Source organism: Streptomyces sp. NPDC050549 (assembly GCF_040655035.1).
Taxonomy (GTDB): domain Bacteria; phylum Actinomycetota; class Actinomycetes; order Streptomycetales; family Streptomycetaceae; genus Streptomyces.
The window spans coordinates 240,248-259,785 of the sequence record NZ_JBFAJD010000004.1 but is presented as its reverse complement, the minus strand read 5'-3'; the positions used below and the strand labels follow the sequence as shown (position 1 = coordinate 259,785).

Annotated in this window: 22 protein-coding genes; 15 read left to right on the top strand and 7 right to left on the bottom strand. The window is 70.0% G+C overall.

From position 1 onward, the window contains the following. Window positions 1–123: 123 nt before the first annotated feature. A complete protein-coding gene (locus AB0I51_RS09155) occupies window positions 124–423 on the bottom strand; it encodes a PLD nuclease N-terminal domain-containing protein (protein ID WP_362972915.1) in 300 nt (99 codons plus the stop codon). Window positions 424–752: 329 nt separating this feature from the next. On the opposite strand from AB0I51_RS09155, the gene AB0I51_RS09150 reads away from it, so the two are divergent. The 3 genes from AB0I51_RS09150 to AB0I51_RS09140 are packed head-to-tail and all read left to right on the top strand — an operon-like array spanning window position 753 to window position 3,722. Then, a complete protein-coding gene (locus tag AB0I51_RS09150) occupies window positions 753–2,204 on the top strand; it encodes a menaquinone biosynthesis decarboxylase (RefSeq protein ID WP_362972913.1) in 1,452 nt (483 codons plus the stop codon). After that, a complete protein-coding gene (gene mqnP, locus AB0I51_RS09145) occupies window positions 2,201–3,103 on the top strand; it encodes a menaquinone biosynthesis prenyltransferase MqnP (protein WP_362972911.1) in 903 nt (300 codons plus the stop codon). The genes AB0I51_RS09150 and mqnP overlap by 4 nt, the downstream gene beginning before the upstream one ends. A gap of 46 nt (window positions 3,104–3,149) precedes the next feature. Continuing rightward, window positions 3,150–3,722 carry a Uma2 family endonuclease gene (locus AB0I51_RS09140; protein WP_362972909.1) on the top strand — a complete coding sequence of 191 codons (573 nt, stop codon included), beginning with the start codon at window positions 3,150–3,152 and terminating at the stop codon, window positions 3,720–3,722. Here the strand turns inward: AB0I51_RS09140 and AB0I51_RS09135 are convergent. Further along, window positions 3,713–4,318, bottom strand: a complete 606-nt coding sequence (locus tag AB0I51_RS09135) for a rhomboid family intramembrane serine protease (RefSeq protein ID WP_362972907.1) — start codon at window positions 4,316–4,318, stop codon at window positions 3,713–3,715. The genes AB0I51_RS09140 and AB0I51_RS09135 overlap by 10 nt on opposite strands. A gap of 91 nt (window positions 4,319–4,409) precedes the next feature. On the opposite strand from AB0I51_RS09135, the gene AB0I51_RS09130 reads away from it, so the two are divergent. From AB0I51_RS09130 to AB0I51_RS09105, 6 genes are all read left to right on the top strand, one after another. Continuing rightward, window positions 4,410–5,096, top strand: a complete 687-nt coding sequence (locus AB0I51_RS09130) for a UbiX family flavin prenyltransferase (protein ID WP_362972906.1) — start codon at window positions 4,410–4,412, stop codon at window positions 5,094–5,096. A gap of 49 nt (window positions 5,097–5,145) precedes the next feature. Further along, complete coding sequence (locus tag AB0I51_RS09125) at window positions 5,146–5,601, top strand: Lrp/AsnC family transcriptional regulator (protein WP_262063773.1); 456 nt, start codon at window positions 5,146–5,148, stop codon at window positions 5,599–5,601. 41 nt (window positions 5,602–5,642) lie between these two features. After that, window positions 5,643–6,806, top strand: a complete 1,164-nt coding sequence (gene mqnE / locus AB0I51_RS09120) for an aminofutalosine synthase MqnE (RefSeq protein ID WP_019074323.1) — start codon at window positions 5,643–5,645, stop codon at window positions 6,804–6,806. 8 nt (window positions 6,807–6,814) lie between these two features. Further along, on the top strand, window positions 6,815–7,339 hold the full coding sequence (locus AB0I51_RS09115) for a GNAT family N-acetyltransferase (RefSeq protein ID WP_362972904.1): 525 nt from the start codon (window positions 6,815–6,817) through the stop codon (window positions 7,337–7,339). A gap of 85 nt (window positions 7,340–7,424) precedes the next feature. Further along, a complete protein-coding gene (locus tag AB0I51_RS09110) occupies window positions 7,425–7,724 on the top strand; it encodes a DUF4229 domain-containing protein (RefSeq protein ID WP_019074321.1) in 300 nt (99 codons plus the stop codon). Between the two features lie 30 nt (window positions 7,725–7,754). Continuing rightward, window positions 7,755–8,420, top strand: coding sequence for a TetR/AcrR family transcriptional regulator (locus tag AB0I51_RS09105; RefSeq protein WP_362972901.1), 666 nt, complete (start codon window positions 7,755–7,757; stop codon window positions 8,418–8,420). A gap of 28 nt (window positions 8,421–8,448) precedes the next feature. Here the strand turns inward: AB0I51_RS09105 and AB0I51_RS09100 are convergent, their stop codons facing one another. Both AB0I51_RS09100 and AB0I51_RS09095 read right to left on the bottom strand, forming a co-directional pair. Further along, on the bottom strand, window positions 8,449–9,741 hold the full coding sequence (locus AB0I51_RS09100; RefSeq protein ID WP_362972899.1) for a DUF6716 putative glycosyltransferase: 1,293 nt from the start codon (window positions 9,739–9,741) through the stop codon (window positions 8,449–8,451). Between the two features lie 207 nt (window positions 9,742–9,948). Further along, a complete protein-coding gene (locus tag AB0I51_RS09095; protein ID WP_362972897.1) occupies window positions 9,949–10,797 on the bottom strand; it encodes a MaoC/PaaZ C-terminal domain-containing protein in 849 nt (282 codons plus the stop codon). A 352-nt stretch (window positions 10,798–11,149) separates the two neighbouring features. On the opposite strand from AB0I51_RS09095, the gene AB0I51_RS09090 reads away from it, so the two are divergent. From AB0I51_RS09090 to AB0I51_RS09065, 6 genes are all read left to right on the top strand, one after another. Beyond that, complete coding sequence (locus AB0I51_RS09090; RefSeq protein ID WP_362972895.1) at window positions 11,150–13,063, top strand: AMP-dependent synthetase/ligase; 1,914 nt, start codon at window positions 11,150–11,152, stop codon at window positions 13,061–13,063. Window positions 13,064–13,168: 105 nt separating this feature from the next. After that, entirely contained in the window at window positions 13,169–14,941 is a 1,773-nt protein-coding gene (gene kstD, locus AB0I51_RS09085; protein ID WP_362972893.1) for a 3-oxosteroid 1-dehydrogenase, read from the top strand. 162 nt (window positions 14,942–15,103) lie between these two features. Beyond that, complete coding sequence (locus AB0I51_RS09080; protein ID WP_362972891.1) at window positions 15,104–15,643, top strand: SAV_915 family protein; 540 nt, start codon at window positions 15,104–15,106, stop codon at window positions 15,641–15,643. Then, window positions 15,643–15,945, top strand: a complete 303-nt coding sequence (locus AB0I51_RS09075) for a DUF6317 family protein (RefSeq protein ID WP_362972889.1) — start codon at window positions 15,643–15,645, stop codon at window positions 15,943–15,945. The genes AB0I51_RS09080 and AB0I51_RS09075 overlap by 1 nt, the downstream gene beginning before the upstream one ends. Then, window positions 15,945–17,240 carry a hypothetical protein gene (locus AB0I51_RS09070; RefSeq protein WP_362972887.1) on the top strand — a complete coding sequence of 432 codons (1,296 nt, stop codon included), beginning with the start codon at window positions 15,945–15,947 and terminating at the stop codon, window positions 17,238–17,240. Before AB0I51_RS09075 ends, AB0I51_RS09070 begins: the two co-directional genes overlap by 1 nt. Then, entirely contained in the window at window positions 17,218–17,775 is a 558-nt protein-coding gene (locus AB0I51_RS09065; protein WP_362972885.1) for a hypothetical protein, read from the top strand. Before AB0I51_RS09070 ends, AB0I51_RS09065 begins: the two co-directional genes overlap by 23 nt. On the opposite strand, the gene AB0I51_RS09060 is transcribed toward AB0I51_RS09065, so the two are convergent. The 3 genes from AB0I51_RS09060 to AB0I51_RS09050 all read right to left on the bottom strand — a co-directional run bounded on the left by AB0I51_RS09060 (window position 17,728) and on the right by AB0I51_RS09050 (window position 19,494). Continuing rightward, the gene (locus AB0I51_RS09060; RefSeq protein ID WP_362972883.1) at window positions 17,728–18,420 is read right to left on the bottom strand and encodes a methyltransferase domain-containing protein; all 693 of its coding nucleotides are present in this window, start codon (window positions 18,418–18,420) and stop codon (window positions 17,728–17,730) included. The genes AB0I51_RS09065 and AB0I51_RS09060 overlap by 48 nt on opposite strands. Window positions 18,421–18,487: 67 nt before the next feature. Further along, window positions 18,488–18,802, bottom strand: a complete 315-nt coding sequence (locus tag AB0I51_RS09055; protein WP_362972881.1) for an AzlD domain-containing protein — start codon at window positions 18,800–18,802, stop codon at window positions 18,488–18,490. After that, complete coding sequence (locus tag AB0I51_RS09050; RefSeq protein WP_362972879.1) at window positions 18,799–19,494, bottom strand: AzlC family ABC transporter permease; 696 nt, start codon at window positions 19,492–19,494, stop codon at window positions 18,799–18,801. The genes AB0I51_RS09055 and AB0I51_RS09050 overlap by 4 nt, the downstream gene beginning before the upstream one ends. Between the last annotated feature and the right edge of the window lie 44 nt (window positions 19,495–19,538).

The following is a 19,538-nucleotide window of genomic DNA, read 5'->3' as shown; positions in this document are numbered from 1 at the left end:
GCGAGGTAAGTGTCCGGTTCCTGCCGGTCCGGGCCCAGAGGCGCATTGTCCGTACCGGGCCGCTCACCGGCGTACAACCTGCACGTACTACTCGGTCTACTCGGTCTACTCGGTCTACTCGGTCTACTCGGTCTTCGGGTCCGGCTTGGGGTCGTCCTTGTTCAGGGACTTCAGGAACTCGGGGTTGTCGTCCGGCGCGATCCACCGGCCCTGCGCGGCCGTCGTCCCGTCCGGGGCGCGCCGCGCCCGGCCCGCGATCAGCCAGGCGACCGGACCGACGAGGACCTCGCCGAAGAGCAGGATCACAAACACCCACGCCAGCTTCGGCATGCCCCGCACGTCCTCCTCGGGCGTGTTCAGGCAGTCCACGAAGGCGTAGATCCACAGGGCCAGGACCAGCAGGAAGGGCAGATACCTGAGCATGGCGGCGAGATTCTCCTGAATGATGGGACGGCCCCGGTCGGGGCCAGGTTAGCGGGTGGGTAAGAATCACGGCCCCGGCTTGTCCTGTTCGGTATCGCGCGCAGGATGGAGGGACGGCGCGCGTGGTCGTGCAGTGCAGTCAGGGGCATCGCTTCTCTACGGTGTGGGTGCCTTTCGCCTCGTTCAAAGCCGTACGGCTGGGACGCTCGCGCTATCAGAGATGTCCCGAATGCGGACGTTTCCGGCTGGTGCGGCAGACATCCGACCGCGCGACCCGCAACGGCGACCCGTGAGCCGGGTCGCCGGGCCCGTGCCGGATACTGGGACACATGGCTTACGACGATCTTCGCTCCCTGCTCAGGGCACTGGAGCGCGAGGGAGACCTCAAGCGCATCAAGGCCGAGGTGGACCCCTATCTGGAGGTCGGGGAGATCGTCGACCGGGTCCAGAAGGCCGGTGGGCCCGCGCTTCTCTTCGAGAACGTCCGCGGATCGAGCATGCCCCTCGCCATGAACGTCTTCGGGACCGACCGGCGACTGCTGAAGGCGCTCGGGCTGAAGTCGTACGGCGACATCTCCGAGAAGATCGGCGGGCTGCTGCGGCCCGAGCTGCCGCAGGGGTTCGTGGGGGTGCGGGACGCGTTCGGGAAGCTCGGCGCGATGACGCACGTACCGCCGAAGAAGGTCAAGGACGCGCCCGTGCAGGAGGTCGTGCTGACGGGCGACGACGTCGATCTCGACGCGCTGCCCGCGCTCTTCACCTGGCCGCAGGACGGCGGGTCCTTCTTCAATCTCGGGCTCACGCACACGAAGGACCCGGAGAGCGGGATCCGCAACCTCGGGCTCTACCGGCTCCAGCGGCACGACAAGCGCACCATCGGCATGCACTGGCAGATCCACAAGGACAGCCGCAACCACTACCAGGTCGCGGCCCGGAGGGGCGAGCGTCTGCCGGTCGCGATCGCCTTCGGGTGCCCGCCCGCCGTGACCTACGCGTCCACCGCGCCGCTGCCCGGTGACATCGACGAGTACCTCTTCGCCGGGTTCATCGCGGGCAAGCGGATCGAGATGGTCGACTGCAAGACCGTGCCGTTGCAGGTGCCGGCGCAGGCCGAGGTCGTCATCGAGGGGTGGCTGGAGCCCGGCGAGATGCTGCCGGAGGGGCCGTTCGGCGACCACACCGGGTTCTACACGCCCCAGGAGCCCTTCCCCGCCCTCACCATCGACTGCGTCACGATGCGGAAGCGGCCGTTGCTTCAGTCGATCGTCGTAGGCCGGCCTCCGACGGAGGACGGACCGCTGGGCCGGGCGACCGAGCGCTTCTTCCTCCCCCTCCTGAAGATCATCGTGCCGGACATCGTGGACTACCACCTGCCCGAAGCGGGCGGATTCCACAACTGCGCGATCGTCTCCATCGACAAGAAGTACCCGAAGCATGCCCAGAAGGTGATGCACGCGGTCTGGGGTGCGCACATGATGTCCCTGACCAAGCTGATCGTGGTCGTCGACTCCGACTGCGACGTCCACGATCTGCACGAGGTCGCCTGGCGGGCGCTGGGCAACACGGACTACGCCCGTGACCTTTCGGTTGTGGAAGGACCCGTCGATCACCTCGACCATGCCTCCTACCAGCAGTTCTGGGGCGGCAAGGCGGGGATCGACGCGACGAGGAAGTGGCCCGAGGAGGGCTACACGCGGGACGGCGGCTGGCCCGAGATGGTGCTGTCCGACCCGGAGACGGCGGCGAAGGTCGACCGCCGGTGGAAGGAGTACGGCCTGTGAGCAGCGCGTCAGCCGCGATCCCGCAGCCGGGGCGCACCAAGGCGTTCCTGCGCCTCGTCATGATCGAGCACTCCGTCTTCGCCCTGCCCTTCGCCTACATCGCGGCGCTGACCGCGATGTTCCAGTGGGACAGGAACATCCACTGGGGGCGGCTGCTGCTGGTCACCATCTGCATGGTGGGGCTGCGCACGTTCGCGATGGCGGTGAACCGGATCATCGACCGGGAGATCGACGCCCGTAACCCGCGCACGGCACACCGTGAGCTGGTGACCGGCGCGATGACGGTCAAGCACGCGTGGACGGGCGCGCTGGTCGCGCTCGTCGTCTTCCTGGGCTCGGCGGCGCTCCTCAACCCCCTCTGTCTGGCGCTGGCCCCCATCGCGGTGATCCCGATGGTGGTCTACCCGTACGGCAAGCGGTTCACGAACTTCCCGCAGGCCATCCTCGGTCTCGCCCAGGCGATGGGACCGGTCGGCGGCTGGCTGGCGATCACCGGCGAGTGGTCCTGGGACGCGGTGATCCTCGGTCTCGCCGTCGGCATCTGGATCGGCGGCTTCGACCTGATCTACGCCTGCCAGGACATCGAGACCGACCGCGAGATCGGTGTGATGTCGGTCCCGGCCCGGTTCGGCATCCCGGCGTCCATCTGGGGCGCGCGTGTCTGCCACGCGATCACCACGGCCCTGCTCGCCTGGTACGGCGCGGCGACCGGCGCGGGTGCCTTCTTCTGGTTCGGCCTGCTGATCGTCGCGGGCGCGTTCCTCTACGAGCACTCGATCGTGCGGCCACATGATCTTTCGCGGCTGAACAGGGCGTTCTTCAGCGTCAACGGGTTCATCGGGATCGCGCTGTTCGTGTGTGCGCTGCTGGATCTGCTGGTCCGGGGTCTGACCGTGTGAGTAGCGTGCGGCTTACCATCGAGGGCAGGACCCCAGGGAGGCCAGCGTGACCGTCTCGGGCATCGACCGCCTGCACTCGCAGCTCAGCAAGCTGGAGGGCATGTTCCCCGGCTATCTGACGGAGATTGTCGAGGGCAGCATCGTGATGAACCCGGTCAGGGCGTTCCACGGACGAACCATCCAGCGTCTATGGGCGATTGTCGAGGATCAACTGCCCCAGGGCTGGGCCGTGGTGAGCGATGTGGCTTTCCCCTTCGACGACGCCAATGAGTTCTGTCCCGACCTCGCTGTCATTCCCGCCGAGGCGGAGGCCGAGAACCTGAGTGCTTACCCGTTCGATCTGATCGAGTTCGTCGCCGAGGTCGTGTCCCCGGAAAGCATCCGCCGCGACTACGAAATCAAGGCCCAGTGGTATGCCTCCCGAGGCATTGCCAACTACCTTGTCCTCGACCCTCTCAAGGGCCACGCCGTCACGATGTGGAACCCCGGCCCAGACGGCTATCGAGGTCGCGACACCCTCCCCTACGGCCCCGACCTCACCGTCGACTCCCCCCTGGGCAAGCTGACGATCCCGACCGCGCACCTTCCGGTCGACCCGAAAGCCCGCCCTCAGGCCTGAAGCGCCGGCCTCTGTTGGGCGGGGCGCCGGAACGCGAACGCCGCCCCCACCCCTGCGGCCAGTCCGACCAGATGCGCCTGCCAGCTCACCCCCGACTGCGTGGGCGCGAGCCCGAGCAGGATCGACGTGCCCCAGACGGCGCCGATCAGCAGGCCGACGGCTATGCCCAGCGGGCGGCGCTCGACGAAGCCGGTGATCAGGAGGAAGCCGAAGAGGCCGAAGATCAGGCCGGAGGCGCCCGCCGTGTTGGTGTGGGCCGGGGATATGAGCCACACGCCGAGACCGTCCGCGACGATGATCAGGGCGCAGACCGCGGCGAAGCGGCGGATGCCGCCCAGCGCGGCGAGGAAGCCGAACACCAGCAGCGGCACACTGTTCGCGGCCACATGGGCGAAGCCGAAGTGGATGAACGCGGCCGGCACGATGTCGATCAGCTGGGAGGGCTCACGCGGCACGATCCCGAGGCTGTCCAGCGCGTGGCCGGACACCACGTCCACCGCTTCGAGCAGCCACAACAGCGCGACCCAGCCCACCATCAGCTTGGCCGCCGCCTTCGCGCGGTCGCCCCGCGACCACGCCAACTCCGTACCGGACATGGCACCCCCCACGGTCCACTCGTCCCCACAGAAGAACGCCCCGGCACCCTTGGCCGGTTCCCGCTTCGCGACGCCAGCTAGGCTCGGTGTCGTGAACCCAGTCAAGCCAGGAGAGACGCCGCGTACGCCTTGGATCGTAGGGGTGTCCGGCGCTTCCGGCACCCCATACGCGGCTGCGGTGCTGCGCGGGCTCCTCGACGCAGGCGAGAGTGTCGACCTCGTCGTGTCCCGGGCGTCCCGGCTCACCCTCCTCGACGAGACGGGGATCTCCTTCAGGGACGCGCACTGGCAGGACGACCTGCGCGAATGGCTGGCCCGCGGCGCCGACGGCAAGCCCGGCACCTTCGAGCCCGACATCGATGCCGTACGGCACTGGAGCGCGGGCGACCTCGCGGCGGGGCCGTCCTCGGGGTCGTACCCCGCGAAGGGGATGCTGATCGTGCCCGCGTCGACCGCCTGTGTCGCCGGGGTCGCCCTCGGGCTGAGCAAGGACCTGCTGCAGCGGGCGGCGAGCGTGACTCTCAAGGAGCGGCGCAGGCTGGTGGTGTCCGTACGCGAGACCCCGTTGAACGGGCAGACGCTGCGGCACCTGGTGACCCTGGACGATCTGGGCGCGGCCGTGGTGCCGGCCTCGCCCGGTTTCTACGCCGGCGCCACCCACATCCAGGACCTGGTGGACTTCGTCGCCGGGCGGGTTCTGGACGCGGCGGGCGTCGAGCACGATCTGTACCGCCGGTGGAAGGGCGACCTCGGGGGTTCCCGCACCACCGACAACTGACGTACGGCACCCACGAATTCATCCTCATCACCGGAAGGCAATCGATCGCATGGACGCGGTGGACAGGCAGCTCATCCAGGCCCTGAGAGAGAACGGCCGGGCCTCCTACGCGGAGCTGGGGCGCCTCGTCGGCCTGTCGGGACCCAGCGTCACCGACCGCATCAACCGGCTGGAGGCGGCCGGTGTCATCACCGGTTACCGCGCGACCGTCGACTCGGCCTCGCTCGGCCTCGGCGTGATCGCCCTGATCGGCATCTCCCTCTCGGACGCCGCCGACCACGAGGACGTGGCGGCCCGGCTGAAGGACCTCAGTGAGATCGAGGACTGCTGGTTCATCGCGGGCGAGGACTCGTTCATGCTCAAGGTGCGGGCACCGGACGTGGACGGGCTGGAGAAGACCATCCGGCGGCTGTCCGGGACCAAGGGCGTGTCCCGTACTCGTACGACCATCGTGCTCTCCACGAAGTGGGAGAACCGGGTCGGAGAGCTGCCCGAAGAGGCGTAGGCGTACCGTTCAAGAAGGCTGTCTCAGGAAGAGGTATGGGCATGGATGTCGGGCTCAAGCGCGAGCTGGAGCAGAAGGTCCGCTCCGGTGAGCGGCTGTCCCGCGAGGACGGCGTCGCGCTGTACGAGTCGGACGACCTGGCCTGGCTGGGCGGGCTGGCGCACGAGGTGCGGACGCGGAAGAACGGCGATGTCGTCCACTTCAACGTCAACCGCCACCTCAACATGACCAATGTGTGCACCGCGTCGTGCGCCTACTGCTCGTTCCAGCGCAAGCCGGGCGAGAAGGACGCGTACACGATGCGCATCGAGGAGGCCGTCCGCCTCGCCAAGGCGATGGAGGGCGAGAACCTCACAGAGCTGCACATCGTCAACGGCCTGCACCCGAACCTCCCCTGGCGCTACTACCCGCGCTCCCTGAGCGAGCTGAAGAAGGCCCTCCCGAACGTCTCGCTGAAGGCCTTCACGGCGACGGAGATCCATCACTTCGAGACGATCTCGGGGCTCTCCGCCTCCGAGATCCTCGACGAGCTGATCGACGCCGGTCTCGAATCCCTCACCGGCGGCGGCGCGGAGATCTTCGACTGGGAGGTCCGCCAGCACATCGTGGACCACCGCACGCACTGGGAGGACTGGTCGCGCATCCACCGGCTGGCGCACGAGAAGGGTCTGAAGACCCCGTGCACCATGCTCTACGGCCACATCGAGGAGCCGCGTCACCGCGTGGACCACGTGCTGCGGCTGCGTGAACTCCAGGACGAGACCGGCGGCTTCCAGGTCTTCATCCCGCTGCGCTACCAGCACGACTTCGTGGACATGAAGGACGGCAAGGTCCGGAATCGTCTGCAGGCGCGCACGCAGATGGCGACCGGCGCGGAGGCCCTGAAGACCTTCGCGGTCTCCCGGCTCCTCTTCGACAACGTCCCGCACGTCAAGGTCTTCTGGGTGATGCACGGCGTCCAGACCGCGCAGCTCGCTCTCCAGCACGGCGCGGACGACATGGACGGCTCGGTCGTCGAGTACAAGATCACGCACGACGCCGACAACTACGGCACTCCGAACAAGCTCACCCGCGACGACCTCCTCGACCTGATCCGCGACGCCGGTTTCCAGCCGGTCGAGCGGAACACACGCTACGAGATCATCCGCGAGTACGACGGCCCGGACCCGGCGCGGCGCGAGTCCCCGCAGCCGATGCGAGTCTGAACGGAACGATGGCACTCACTTTCGAACTGGACCCCGCGATAACCCCTGCCCTGCGTGAGGAGATCCTCGCCCTCTGGGCGGACGTCTCCAACGCGGGCGGCTCGGTCGGCTTCGTCGCGCCGGTCACGGTGGACGAGATACGGCCCGAGCTGATCAAGCACTTCGTCTCCATGGCGGAGGGCCGCACCCGGCTGCTGGTCGGCCGGGACGAGACAGGCGCGGTCGCCGCGACCGTGTTCCTCGCGTTCAACACGCACCGGCTGATGCTGCACTGGCTGTGGCTCTACACGGTGATGGTCCACCCCCGCCACCAGGGCAAGGGCTACGGGCGGGATCTGCTGGCCGCCGCCGAGGAGGCCGCCCGCGGTCTCGACGGCATCGAGGCGATCCGCCTCACCTGCCGGGGCGGGAACGGCCTGGAGCGGTTCTACGGCTCCTGCGGCTACAAGGAGGTCGGCCGGGTGCCCGGCGCGATCCGCGTCGCCCCGGGGGACGACCGGGACGACGTCTTCATGCTGCTGCCCCTGCTGTGAGCCGCGCACCCCGCCCGAAGATCGGTGGGGGCGCGTGCTTCACTGGTTGGGCCTGTTCGTCACGGTTACGGAAGAGTGGATTGAGATGTTCCGCTACACACTGATGCGCCTCGGGGTCTTCGCGGGCTGCCTCGGAGTCGTCTGGGGCCTCGTCTACCTCGGCGTCTTCCCGCGCGGCTTCGGTGAGTCCAACGGCATGTGGATCGTGCTGCTGGCGCTGGTGATCTCGGCGCCGATCAGCTTCGTGGTGCTGCGCGGGGTGCGGGACCGGGCCTCGGTGCAGATTGTCGAGCGCGTCGACCGGATGAAGGCGAACCTGGACGCCAACCGCAACCAGGAGGACGAGGCGGTGGACGCCGCAGGTCCGCAGGGGCAGACTTCCTGACACCCGGGCCGGCCGAACTACCCTTGCCCCATGGGTGCCGTGAAGACCAAGCGGATGCCGCGTGCGGTCCGTGAGCAGCAGATGCTCGACGCCGCCGTGCGGACCTTCGGACAGCGCGGCTACATGGCCGCGTCGATGGACGAGATAGCCGAACTCGCGGGCGTGTCCAAGCCGTTGGTGTATCTCTATCTGAACTCGAAGGAAGACCTGTTCACCGCGTGCATCCGGCGCGAGGGCCAGGCGCTGACCGAGGCGGTACGGGCCGGGGTCGACACCCGTTTGCCCGCCGACCGCCAACTCTGGGACGGGCTGCGGGCGTTCTTCACCCACACCGCCCAGCATCCGGACGGCTGGTCCGTCCTGCATCTCCAGGCACGCACCCACGGCGAGCCCTTCGCGGCCGAGGTGGCCGCGCTGCGCGCCGAACTCGTCGCGTTCGTCACCGAGTTGATCGCGGTCACCGCCCGCGAGGCACACCGCGACCGTGACCCCGACCTCGCCGAGCGCGAGGTGGCCGGGCTCGCGGAGGCACTGGTCGGTGCCGCCGAGTCCCTCGCCGCCTGGTCCAACGCGACCCCGGGCGTCAGCGCCAGGCAGACGGCGGCGACCCTGATGAACTTCGCGTGGGCCGGCCTCGGCAACCTGATGGAGGGGCGGCCCTGGTCACCGCCGACCGCCGCCGAGGACCGGTCCTAGGAACGACGGCCGGAGGGTGCCGTATGCCTCACACGGCTCCCCACTTGCGCAGCGTCGGCGCCACCCGCTGATATCCCACCCGGTACACGGCCTTGGCGCCGCGCCTGGCCACTCCTCGTACGGCCCTCTTCACCCGGCCCGAGCCGCCCGCGCCCAGCGGGGTGTTCAGTGGGCGGCCCTTCTCGTCGAAGCCGTTGCGGGTGAGCAGGCCGCTCAGGTAGATGCCGGCGCGCTCCGGCGTGTAGTAGGGGCGCAGCGTCGGCAGCGGTCCCGCGGCGCGCAGCGCGGCCACGCGGGTGCGGGCGGCGGCGTAGGGGTCGCTCTTGCCGATGCCCTGGGCGTCGGCCCAGGCGGGGTCGGGCAACGGCAGGGCGCCGGCGTCGAGTTCGTCCCAGGAGGCCAGGCAGCCGGAGTGGATGAAGTAGTGGTTGCCGTGTGCCTCGCGGACGCCGAAGTCGGTGAGGATCGCGGTGGGTATGCCCCGCTGCATCGATTCCAGCGCGGCGGTGGAGCTGACGGTGACCAGCAGGTCGGTGCGGTCGAGGACCTCGCCCATGTTGCCGTAGACCAACTGGAGGTTGGCGGGGGCGGGTTCGGCCAGGTTCTGGACGAGGAGCTGGTAGGGGTCGGCCTCGACGTGGGTGGTGTGTTCGCCGGGGAGGCTGCGCAGCTTCATGAGGACCTGGCGGTCGGGGTGGCGCCGGGCGTGCGCGGCGGCCCGCTCCAGGAGCCGCAGCCGGTCCTGCTTGCTCTTGGGCACGGAGGGCTGGACGGCGAAGGTGAGGGTGAACGGCCGCTCGGTGGACGGCCGGTAGGGTTCGCCGCCGAGGAAGGGCAGCGCGCACTCCACGACCGAGTCCGGGTCGACCCCGACGCTCGCGAACGCGGCGCCGAACCGGCGGGCGTCGTAGGTGGAGTTGGCGAGGACGATGTCGGTGCCGCCGCGGGTGAGCAGTCCGTCGATCATCTTCTCGTAGACGACGCCGACGTATCCGGTGACGGTGATGGGCCGGTGTTCGCGGCCCGCCCAGGCGAGGCCGAGGCTGTGGGTGAGGGCGAGGACCGTGCCGCCGGAGACGGCCATGACGACGATGTCCGCGTCGGCCAGTTCCGCGTCGTCGACCAGTTCGGCGGTGGGGAGTTCGCGCCGGCTGTCGGGTTCGATGCCGATCTCGGCGAGCTGCCGCTCGGTGGGGGTCGACCGGCCGCGCAGGAAGTACGCGTCGAGGGCGTGCCCCGGGGCGATCTGCTGTGCCACGGACGCGCCCCACTTCCAGCGGGTGTCCGAGTCGGCGAGTACGGCGATGCGTCTGGGGGGCATGGCTCAGGGGCCCTTCCTGGCGGGTCCGGCGAAGTGAGCCGAGGGTAAGAAGGAACCCTGAGGAACGTATGAGCGATCGCTTGAAAGTGCCTTGGGCGGGCTGGGGTTTTCCTGTGCGGGATCCTCAAGGGCCCTTTGTTCGCCCGGGGTTTCGCGATGCACCGACAGGAGCCGGACGTCTTTTGTTCGCCCAGTGTTCATGCGGGTTCAGGCAACGGCCCGGCGCACGAACCCCTCCACGTGGATCCGGCCGGTCGCGTCACGCAGGGCGAAGCGGTCGCCGAGGGCCGCGTACTCCACGGTTCCCGGCAGTAGCACCGGGGCCCTGAACTCGGCCCGGACCAGCGCGCGTTCGGGGGTCCCGTGGGCGGCGAGGCAGCGGGCCGCCGTCCACATGCCGTGCGCGATGGCGCGGGGGAAGCCGAACAGGCGGGCGGTGAGCGGGTAGAGGTGGATGGGGTTGCGGTCGCCGGACGCGGCACCGTAGCGCCGGCCCACGTCCTCGCCGAGCCGCCACTCGGCGACGGTGGGCAACGGCTTCGGCTCCTCGGTCGTGCCGGGTGCCTGCGCCTCGGTGCGGTGCCGGGCGAGATAGGTGCTCCGTGACTCCCACACGAGTGCGCCGTCGGCCCGCATCTCCGTCGTGACGGTCGCTTCGGTGCCGCGTCTGTGCGGGGCCAATTCATTGATGTAGACAGTGAGTTCGTACTCCCCGGTGGCCGGTGTCGCCGTGTGCCGGGTGATCTCCACCGAGGTGTGGACCAGGCCGAGCAGTGGCAGCGGGAAGGCCCGGCAGCTCATCAGGCGCATGGCGAGCGGGAAGCCGAGGATGTGCGGATAGGTGACGGGCAGGGCGTCGTCGCCGGTGGGGAAGCCGCACACCCGCTCGTAGGCGGCCAGCTTGGCCAGGTCGACGCGGACGCCGGGCAGGACGAGCCGGGTGCGGGGGAACTCGGCGTCGGCGCGGGGCCGTTTGAAGGGGGAGAGGAGGGCGCCGCGGAGAAGGAGCGGGGTGAGCGCTGGGGTGTCGGTGAGGGGTGGATAGGGGTTGGCCATGTCCCACTCCCGGGTGGTGTCCTGGGCGGCTCTTTTCGGCTTACTTCGGAGTAAGGTTACCGTAGGTAAGGCCAAGTGGGGCGAGCCGGGCGGCTCATGGCGGGTGCATGGACGACGCACCGGCGGCGCGCGGCCGGCCCATGGCCGACAAAACGCTGCGAACCCGCCGAGGTTGCACAGGCCCGGCTCCGTACCATCCCCGAACCCGCACAAAGTCCCCACGAGGGACCCGTACGATCTTCGACCTGACCCGAGGTAACACCCGGCCGTCGGTCGTGGATGAACACCTCGGTACGCCTCACGCGTACCTAATGCAGCAGAGCGGTACAAGCTGCGCGCCTCAGGAGCTGCCATGTCCCTCGCCTACCCGTCCGGCTACGACTACGACGGCGCGCCCGTACTCGTCGAGCCCGAGATACGGCGGCTGGACGGCGTGGTCCGCGAAGTCTCCGTGCCGCCGCTCGTGCCGCCGGCCACGCACGGCTCGCTCGCCGACGTGCCGTTCGAGAACGCGGCGGCGGCCCCCGACCACCTGGTCCTCAGCAGACAGGCGGAGGACGGGAGTTGGGTGGATGTCACGGCGGCCGAGTTCGCCGAGCAGGTGCAGGCCGTCGCCAAGGGGCTGATCGCGGAGGGCCTCGCGCCGGGCGACCGGATCGCGGTCATGGCGCGCACCTCGTACGAGTGGACACTCCTCGACTTCGCCGCATGGGCCGCCGGTCTGGTCACCGTCCCCATCTACCCGACCTCCTCCCTCTTCCAGATCCGCTGGATCCTCCAGGACACGGGTGCGGTGGCGATGGCCGCCGAGACGGTCGCGCAGGCGTCGGCGCTCGGCCCGGAGACGCCCCGGCTGCCCGACCTGCGCCACATGTGGATCTTCGAGAAGGGCCACCTGGACCGGCTGGCCGAGCTGGGCCGGACCGTCCCGGACCAGGAAGTCGCCGTACGGCGCGGGGTGTTGCTGCCCGACACGCTCGCCACCGTCATCTACACCTCCGGCACCACCGGCCGCCCCAAGGGCTGCGCGATCACCCACGGCAACTTCCTCGCCGAGGTCGACAACGCGATCGAACTCCTCTACGGCGTCTTCAAGAACAAGCAGAACGAGGAACCCTCCACGCTCCTCTTCCTCCCCTACTCCCATGTCTTCGGCCGGATGGTCGCGGTCGCCTGCATCCGCGCCCGGGTCCGCCTCGGCCACGCCGCGAGCCTCAAGTCCGAGGACCTGCTCGCCGATCTCGCCAGCTTCCAGCCCACCTTCCTGCTGGCCATCCCGTACATGCTGGAGAAGGTCTTCAACAACGCCCGGGCCAAGGCGGAGAAGGGCGGCCGCGGCAAGGTCTTCGACCGCGCGACCAACGCGGCCGTCCGCTACGGCGAGGCCGTGGAGACCCGCCAGTCGGGCAAGGGCTCGGGCCCCAGCGGCCCGCTGAGAACGGCCCGCGCCTTCTACGACCCGCTCGTCTACCGCAAGATCCGCAACGCGCTGGGAGGCAAGCTCCGTTACGTCATCTGCGGCGGCTCGCCGCTGGGCCGCCGGCTCGCCGCGTTCTACGCCGGCGCGGGCATCGAGATCTTCGAGGGCTACGGCCTCACCGAGACCACGGCGGCGGCGACCTGCACGCCGCCCCTCAAGCCCCGCCTGGGGACAGTGGGTTGGCCGATGCCCGGCACCAAGGTCCGGATCGCCTCCGACGGCGAGATCCTGCTCGCCGGCGGCCAGGTCTTCCGCGGCTACTGGGACCCCCACGGCGACGGGGTCGCCCCCGCCTCCCAGGACGGCTGGCTCGCCACCGGTGACATCGGCCACCTCGACGACGACGGCTATCTGACCATCACCGGCCGCAAGAAGGAGATCCTGATCACCGCGGGCGGCAAGAACGTGGCGCCGGCCCCGCTGGAGAACTGGCTGCGCGCCCACCCCCTGATCGCCCAGTGCATCGTCGTCGGCGACCGCCGCCCCTACGTCGCCGCCCTCATCACCCTCGACCTCGAAGGCATCACCCACTGGCGCCAGATGAACGGCAAACACCCGGTCCCCGCCGAACTCCTGGTCGACGACGAGGAGTTGAGAGCGGTCCTGCAACGCGCCGTCGACGACGCCAACAAGCTGGTCTCCCGTCCCGAGTCCATCCGCCGCTTCAGCGTCCTCCCGGTGGACTTCACCGAGGCGGCGGGACATCTGACGCCGTCGATGAAGCTGCGGAGGGAGTTCGTGATGCGGGACTTCGAGCGGGACATCGAGGCGCTGTACGCGAACTAAGCGCCGTTCGGGGCGATTTGGTGATGTGGTGCAGACCTGGTTATTGACTTCACAAGACCCCCGCGCGACATTCCCAGCCCATTTCCCCGTCGGGCTGGAGCGGCCATGACCCCGAGCACGGACGCACATGTGGAACTCCCGGGCAGAAGAAGCGTGTTGGCCGGTGGTGCGGTCGCCGCGCTCGCCGTCGCCGGAGTCTCCTCCTCGGCCCACGCGGCCGACCTTCCCCTCCTCGGCACCTACGACGTCGTGGTGATCGGGTCGGGAGCGGCCGGGATGACCGCCGCGCTGACCGCCGCCAAGCAGGGCCTGAGCTGTGTCGTGGTCGAGAAGGCGCCGACCTTCGGGGGCTCGGCCGCCCGCTCGGGGGCCGGGATCTGGATCCCCAACAACCCCGTGATCCTGGCCGCCGGAGTCCCGGACACTCCCGCCAAGGCCGCCGCCTACCTCTCCGCCGTCGTCGGCGCCGACGTTCCCGCCGACCGCCAGCAGTCCTTCCTCGCCCACGGCCCCGCCATGATCTCCTTCGTGATGGCGAACAGCCCGCTGCGCTTCCGCTGGATGGAGGGATACAGCGACTACTACCCGGAGTTGCCGGGCGGCCTCCCGGGCGGCCGTTCCATAGAACCCGATCAGCTCGACGGCAACATCCTCGGCACCGAACTCGCCCACCTCAACCCGCCGTACCTCACCGTCCCGGCCGGCATGGTCGTCTTCAGCGCCGACTACAAGTGGCTCGCCCTGTCCGCGGTCGACGTCAAGGGCGCCGCCGTAGCGACCGAATGCCTGGCCCGGGGCACGCAGGCGGCGCTGCTCGGGCAGAAGCCGCTCACCATGGGGCAGTCCCTCGCCGCCGGACTGCGCGCCGGACTCCAGTCCGCGCAGGTGCCGGTGTGGCTCAACACCCCTTTGAGCGACCTGTACTTGGAGAGCGGCGGCGTCACCGGAGCCGTCGTCACCCGCAACGGAACCGCCGGACTGGTCCGCGCCCGGCGCGGGGTCGTGGTCGGCTCCGGCGGCTTCGAGCACAACGCGGCCATGCGCGCCCAGTACCAGCGCCGGCCCATCGGCACGGACTGGACCGTGGGCGCGAAGGAGAACACCGGCGACGGCATCCAGGCGGGCCAGAGGGCCGGTGCTTCGCTCGCGCTGATGGACGACGCCTGGTGGGGCCCCACCATCCCGCTCCCCGCCGACCCCTACTTCTGCCTCGCCGAACGCACCCTCCCCGGCGGCCTGTTGATCAACCAGGCCGGTTCCCGCTTCGTCAACGAGGCCGCCCCCTACAGCGACGTCGTCCACACGATGTACGACCGCAACGCCGCCGCCCCCGACATCCCGGCCTGGCTGATCGTCGACCAGAACTACCGCAACCGCTACCTCTTCAGGGACGTGCTGCCGACGTTCGCCTTCCCCGACGACTGGTACAGCTCGGGCGCGGCCTGCAAGGCGTGGACGCTGGATTCCCTGGCCACCTCCATCGGGGTCCCGGCCGCCGCCCTCCGCTCCACCGTCAGCCGCTTCAACTCCCTTGCGGCGAGCGGCAAGGACACGGACTTCGGGCGCGGCGACAGCGCCTACGACCACTACTACACGGACCCCTCCATCCTCCCCAACTCCTGCCTCGCCCCGCTCTGGCTGCCCCCGTACTACGCCCTCCGCATCGTCCCCGGCGACCTCGGCACCAAGGGCGGCATGCGCACGGACGCACGGGCGCGGGTGCTGCGGGCGGACGGTTCGGTGATCCCGGGCCTGTACGCGGCGGGCAACGCGAGCGCGGCGGTGATGGGCCACAGCTACGCGGGCGCGGGCTCGACGATCGGCCCGGCGATGACGTTCGGGTATGTGGCGGCGCTGGATCTGGCGGGGGCGCTGTAGCGGCCGCAGGGCTGGCGGCACGGCCTGGTCATCACCGGGTCAAGTGATGGCCAGGCTGCGCCCAAGCGGCCGTATGCATTGCGCATGCAACGGGCCGGTAGGCCTGACATAGCCGGATTTGGGCCCTCGGTCGGTGGCTACTGTGATGGCGCGAACACGTCCATGGCGACGATCACGACCTACGGGGATGAGGAGACGGCGGTGGGGGAGCCGAACCGGTCACGCCTTCTTGAGTACGTCCAGGCCGAACCACCGGGCGCGGAGGGGCCGCCCGAGCCCCACCGCTCCAGTCTGCTCGACTACGCCGAGGCGGAGCCGCGGGTTCGCGCGGCGGCGGACGGGCGGCCGGGGCCCAAGCCCGGTGTGCCGCCGTACGAGACGGCCGTATTCGTACCTGCCCATCCCCGGTACGTCGACACGACGTACGACGACGGCCGGCCGGTCCGCGTGCCGTTCATCGCGTACGAACTCTTCGCGAACCCCGCCGACGCGACCGGGACCGTGGCCTTCGCCTTCACGACCCTGGAGAAGCTGGTCACCGCGCTCGGTGAGGCCCAGCCGTGGGTCGCCACCTCCCTCGGGCCGCTGGCCGAAGGAGTGGGCGAGCAGGGAGTCACCGTGCTGCTCGATCCGCGGGTGGTTCCCGGACAACGCAACTGGCAGTTGGCCGATCTGGCCGCCTACGCGCGAGAGGTGCGCTGATGTCGGCCGACTTCAAAGCGGTCATGAGCGACCTGACCTCGATGGCCACGACGTTCCACGACCAGGCCACGGACTATCGGAAGCTGCACGACCAGGTGGCCCCGCCCGTGGTGAGCGGTGGGGACTCCGCCCTCGACCACGCCATCAAGGAGGTCGCCGATCTCATCGTCGCCCTCCACATCGGTTTCGCCGACCGGCTCGACGAGCGGGGCGACAAGATCGCATACGCCCGCGACTCCTTCCACCGGCACGACATCGACGTCCACGGCGTGTTCGACGACCTGATGGTGGGAGAGGGCTGATGGGCGACAGCTGGGTCGGCGGCGACATCGGCGGACTCCGCACGATGGCCACGACGTACAAGAACGCCAAGGACAAGCTCGACGACGTCATCACTCCCCTCACCCGTGCTGTGGAAGCCCTGGCCGACGACGCGGGCTGGAAGGGCGAGTCGGCGGAGTCCTTCCGCGCCACGTACACCGAGGACGCCGTCACCGCCGGTGCCTTCGCCGCCCTCGTCCACGAGGCGGGCGACATCCTGGACACGCTCGCCGACGCGCTCTCCACCTGCGAGACGGCCCTGCAGAACGCCGAGCACGTGGCGACGAAGAAGGGCGTGTCGATGGGGGACAAGGGCGTCCCGCTGCCGACAGTCACCGCGAATCCGCCCAGTGCGGACGAGCAGAAGACGCTCTCCGCGATGAGCGAGTACGACACCGTCCGCAAGGAGGTCCTGCACACGGCGCAGAAGGCGCGGCTGGCGGCGGCGGACCAGTTGCAGGCGCTGTACGGGGAGGTGACCGGCAAGGCGGAGGTGACCTCCGGCGACAAGATCACCGTCGTCGACTATCTGCGCGGTCTGTACGCCTTCGACGCCGAGGACGCGCGGGTCGACGGCGCCAAGGCCCGCACGGAGATCGACGACGCCAAGTCCGAGGCGCAGGCGGCCAAGAAGGAACTCCGCTCCGAACGCAAGGCGTTCCAGAAGGCCGGCCGCTCGCTCCCCAAGGACTTTCCCGCCAAGGGCGCCTACGCCGACGCCGTCGCCAAGGTCCAGTCGCTGGAAGAGGACATGGCCCGCGCCGACTACGGCAGCACCAAACTTCCCTACGACCGCGCCCTGAACGTCAAGCTGGCCGATGCCGCGGACGCGCTGCGCGCGGGCGAGAGCCTGGACAAGCTGCCGGACTTCCTCAAGGAGGTCCCTGTACTGGACGTCGCCGCGGCCGGTGCCTGCGGGTTGCTGGAGGCCTCCGAGGACCATGACAAGGGCTGGTCGTGGCAGCATTCCGTGGCGGTGGACGGGGGTGCCAACGTCGGCGGTCTATTGGTCGGTGCGGCGGCCACTGGCGCCGTGGTGGCCGCACTGCCCTTCGAGGTCCCCGCGCTCGCGGTCGCCGCAGGCGGTGGCCTTGTGGTGATCGGAGCGACCGGCCTCATCGACCACTCCCTGCACGAGCACTGGAGTGAGGACATCCACGACCACGGGGTGGTCGGCGGTGTGCTGCATGGCACCGGCAACGTCCTGTCCAACACGGGGCAGGACTTCGAACGACTGGGAAAGGACGTGTGGCATGGGGTCACAAGCCTCTTCTGACGTCCCCGCTTCCCGGACACCCGCCAAGATCCCGGCCCTGCCGGGGCTCGGCACGACCTGGTACGAGCGTGGGTCGCGCTACTGGCTGCGGCGAGTGCGCACAGCCGTACTCCTGCTGATCGTCATGGCCTTCCTGTGCTTCGCCGCGATCAGCCTCTATCGGGGCTTCCGGACGGTGCTGCCACCGAGCGTGCGCACGGTATGGGACTGGGCGCAGGTGATCGCTTCGTGCGGGGCACCGATCTGGGGGTGGGTGGTGCAGCGTCGGAATCATCACCGGGACCTCCAGGACCCGCCCGCCCCCGACGAGTTCCGCAGCCGTAAGCGCGACGAGACCCGCCGTTCCACGGGCCTGGCCCTCGCAGGCCGCGTGGGAGTACTCCTCGCAGCCCCTGTCCTGCCGGCGCTCGCCGCGTGGGGCGTCGGCTGGTGCGCCGCCATGCTCACCGTCCGCGAATACCCCAGCGAGGTCGGCGCCCGCCGAGCCCTAGAGCACAGCCGCACCCCTGCGGCCGGTCAGAAACGCCTGCGCTGACGACTCGCCGAGCTCGGTGTTCGCCTCCCGTACGGTCCGCGACCCCACCGCGAATCCCGCCGCCTCCAGCAGCCCGGCCATCGCCTCCGGTCGCCGCCGTTCGAAGTCCAGTCGGACCGGGTGGCCGAAGGGCCGGTCGAGGGTGAGGGGCTGGTCGCCCGCCTGGAAGGCGACGAGCAGATACCCGCCGGGGGCCAGGACGCGGTGGAACTCCGCGAACAGGGACGGAAGCCGGTCCACAGGGGTGTGGACGGACGAGTACCAGGAGACCGCCCCCGCGAGCGTCCCGTCGGGGATGTCCAGCTCCAGCATCGAACCCTGCCGGAAGCTCAGGCCCGGGTTCTCGCGGCGCGCGATCGCGAGCATCGAACCGGACAGGTCGAGGCCGAAGACGTCCAGGCCGAGGGAGGCGAGATACGCGGTCGTACGACCCGGACCGCAGCCGAGGTCGGCCACCTGCCCGCCCCCGCCCCGGCCCACCAGCTCGGCGAAGCCGGCCAGCACCGCCCCGTCCCGCGGCTCGGTGAGCTCCCCGGCGAACATCTCCGCGTAGTCCTCGGCGACCGCGTCGTAGAAGATCCGGGTGGTGGTCACGAAGTCGGCTTCGGCGGATGGCGTCGGGGGCGTCGGGGATGTCGATGTCATGGCCGGGGACCCTATCGACCCTCACTGACAACGCCCGCTGACAACGCCCGTTCGACGCCCCCCCGGTTCAGGCCACCCCGGCCACCCGGAGCACCGCCGTCACCCCGGCCGCCCCCAGCACCACCACCACGAACGGCGCCCGCCGCCAAGCCAGCACACCACCCGCCAGCACCCCGGCCGGCCGGGCCCACCCCGCGAACCCGCCCCCTTCCGTCAGCGCCCCGGTCGCCAGCAGCGCGACCAGCAGCACCACTGCCCCGGCGGACAGCAACTCCTGTACGCGGGCGGAGAGTTCGACCCGCCCGTGCAGCACCGGCCCGACCAGCCGGAAGGTGTACGTCCCGACCGCCAGCGCCAGGATCACGGCCACCGGCGGGCTCATGCCGCCGCCCTCCGCCGGTACAGCACGAGTCCCGCCAGGGCCGGCAGCACCGGGACCCCCGCCGGTACGCCCGGAGCCACCGTCACCGCGACCGCCACGACCGCACCGAGCAGTGCGGGCCGCCGTACCCCCGCGTCCTTCCGCACCGAGGGCAGAGTGAGGGCCACGAGGACGGCGGGGAAGGCCGCGTCCAGGCCGTAGGCGTCGGTGTCGCCGAGTGCGCCGCCGGCGAGCGCGCCGATCAGCACCCCGGTGTTCCAGGCCGCGAAGAGGCCGAGCCCGGAGACCCAGAACGCGATCCGGCGTCGTGGCGGATCCTGCTGTGCGAGGGCGAAGGCCACCGTTTCGTCGGTCACGAGGTGCGCGCCGACCAGCCGGGCGAGGCGGCTGCTGCCCAGGATGTCGGCCACGGCCAGGCTGTACGCGGCCGTGCGGGTGTTGAGGAGCAGGCCGGTGGCCGTCGCGGCGAGCGGGCCGCCGCCGGCGAGGAGTACGCCGACCGCGCTGAACTGGGCCGAGCCCGCGTAGACCAGCAGGGACATGGTCACCGGGACCCAGACCGGCAGCCCGCCGGCCACCGCGATCGCGCCGAAGGAGACGCCCACGATGCCGCCGGCCAGCCAGACGAGGGAGGCGTCCCGGACCGTTTCCGGGAGCACCGCGAGAGCGGGTGTTCGCTGTGCCGTACGCATGTTCTCTAGAATGAACAGCAGTGGATATGTTCGTCAAGGCGAAC

Coding starts and splice junctions, on each gene's coding strand:
- kstD (WP_362972893.1), top strand. CDS start 13,169: ATGACCCCGAGCACGGACGCACATGTGGAACTCCCGGGCAGAAGAAGC.
- AB0I51_RS09110 (WP_019074321.1), top strand. CDS start 7,425: ATGTTCCGCTACACACTGATGCGCCTCGGGGTCTTCGCGGGCTGCCTC.
- AB0I51_RS09080 (WP_362972891.1), top strand. CDS start 15,104: ATGGCGACGATCACGACCTACGGGGATGAGGAGACGGCGGTGGGGGAG.
- AB0I51_RS09150 (WP_362972913.1), top strand. CDS start 753: ATGGCTTACGACGATCTTCGCTCCCTGCTCAGGGCACTGGAGCGCGAG.
- AB0I51_RS09135 (WP_362972907.1), bottom strand. CDS start 4,318: ATGTCCGGTACGGAGTTGGCGTGGTCGCGGGGCGACCGCGCGAAGGCG.
- AB0I51_RS09055 (WP_362972881.1), bottom strand. CDS start 18,802: ATGAGCCCGCCGGTGGCCGTGATCCTGGCGCTGGCGGTCGGGACGTAC.
- AB0I51_RS09060 (WP_362972883.1), bottom strand. CDS start 18,420: ATGACATCGACATCCCCGACGCCCCCGACGCCATCCGCCGAAGCCGAC.
- AB0I51_RS09095 (WP_362972897.1), bottom strand. CDS start 10,797: ATGGCCAACCCCTATCCACCCCTCACCGACACCCCAGCGCTCACCCCG.
- mqnE (WP_019074323.1), top strand. CDS start 5,643: ATGGATGTCGGGCTCAAGCGCGAGCTGGAGCAGAAGGTCCGCTCCGGT.
- AB0I51_RS09070 (WP_362972887.1), top strand. CDS start 15,945: ATGGGCGACAGCTGGGTCGGCGGCGACATCGGCGGACTCCGCACGATG.
- AB0I51_RS09115 (WP_362972904.1), top strand. CDS start 6,815: ATGGCACTCACTTTCGAACTGGACCCCGCGATAACCCCTGCCCTGCGT.
- AB0I51_RS09155 (WP_362972915.1), bottom strand. CDS start 423: ATGCTCAGGTATCTGCCCTTCCTGCTGGTCCTGGCCCTGTGGATCTAC.
- AB0I51_RS09065 (WP_362972885.1), top strand. CDS start 17,218: ATGGGGTCACAAGCCTCTTCTGACGTCCCCGCTTCCCGGACACCCGCC.
- AB0I51_RS09090 (WP_362972895.1), top strand. CDS start 11,150: ATGTCCCTCGCCTACCCGTCCGGCTACGACTACGACGGCGCGCCCGTA.
- AB0I51_RS09100 (WP_362972899.1), bottom strand. CDS start 9,741: ATGCCCCCCAGACGCATCGCCGTACTCGCCGACTCGGACACCCGCTGG.
- AB0I51_RS09050 (WP_362972879.1), bottom strand. CDS start 19,494: ATGCGTACGGCACAGCGAACACCCGCTCTCGCGGTGCTCCCGGAAACG.
- AB0I51_RS09075 (WP_362972889.1), top strand. CDS start 15,643: ATGTCGGCCGACTTCAAAGCGGTCATGAGCGACCTGACCTCGATGGCC.
- AB0I51_RS09105 (WP_362972901.1), top strand. CDS start 7,755: ATGGGTGCCGTGAAGACCAAGCGGATGCCGCGTGCGGTCCGTGAGCAG.
- AB0I51_RS09125 (WP_262063773.1), top strand. CDS start 5,146: ATGGACGCGGTGGACAGGCAGCTCATCCAGGCCCTGAGAGAGAACGGC.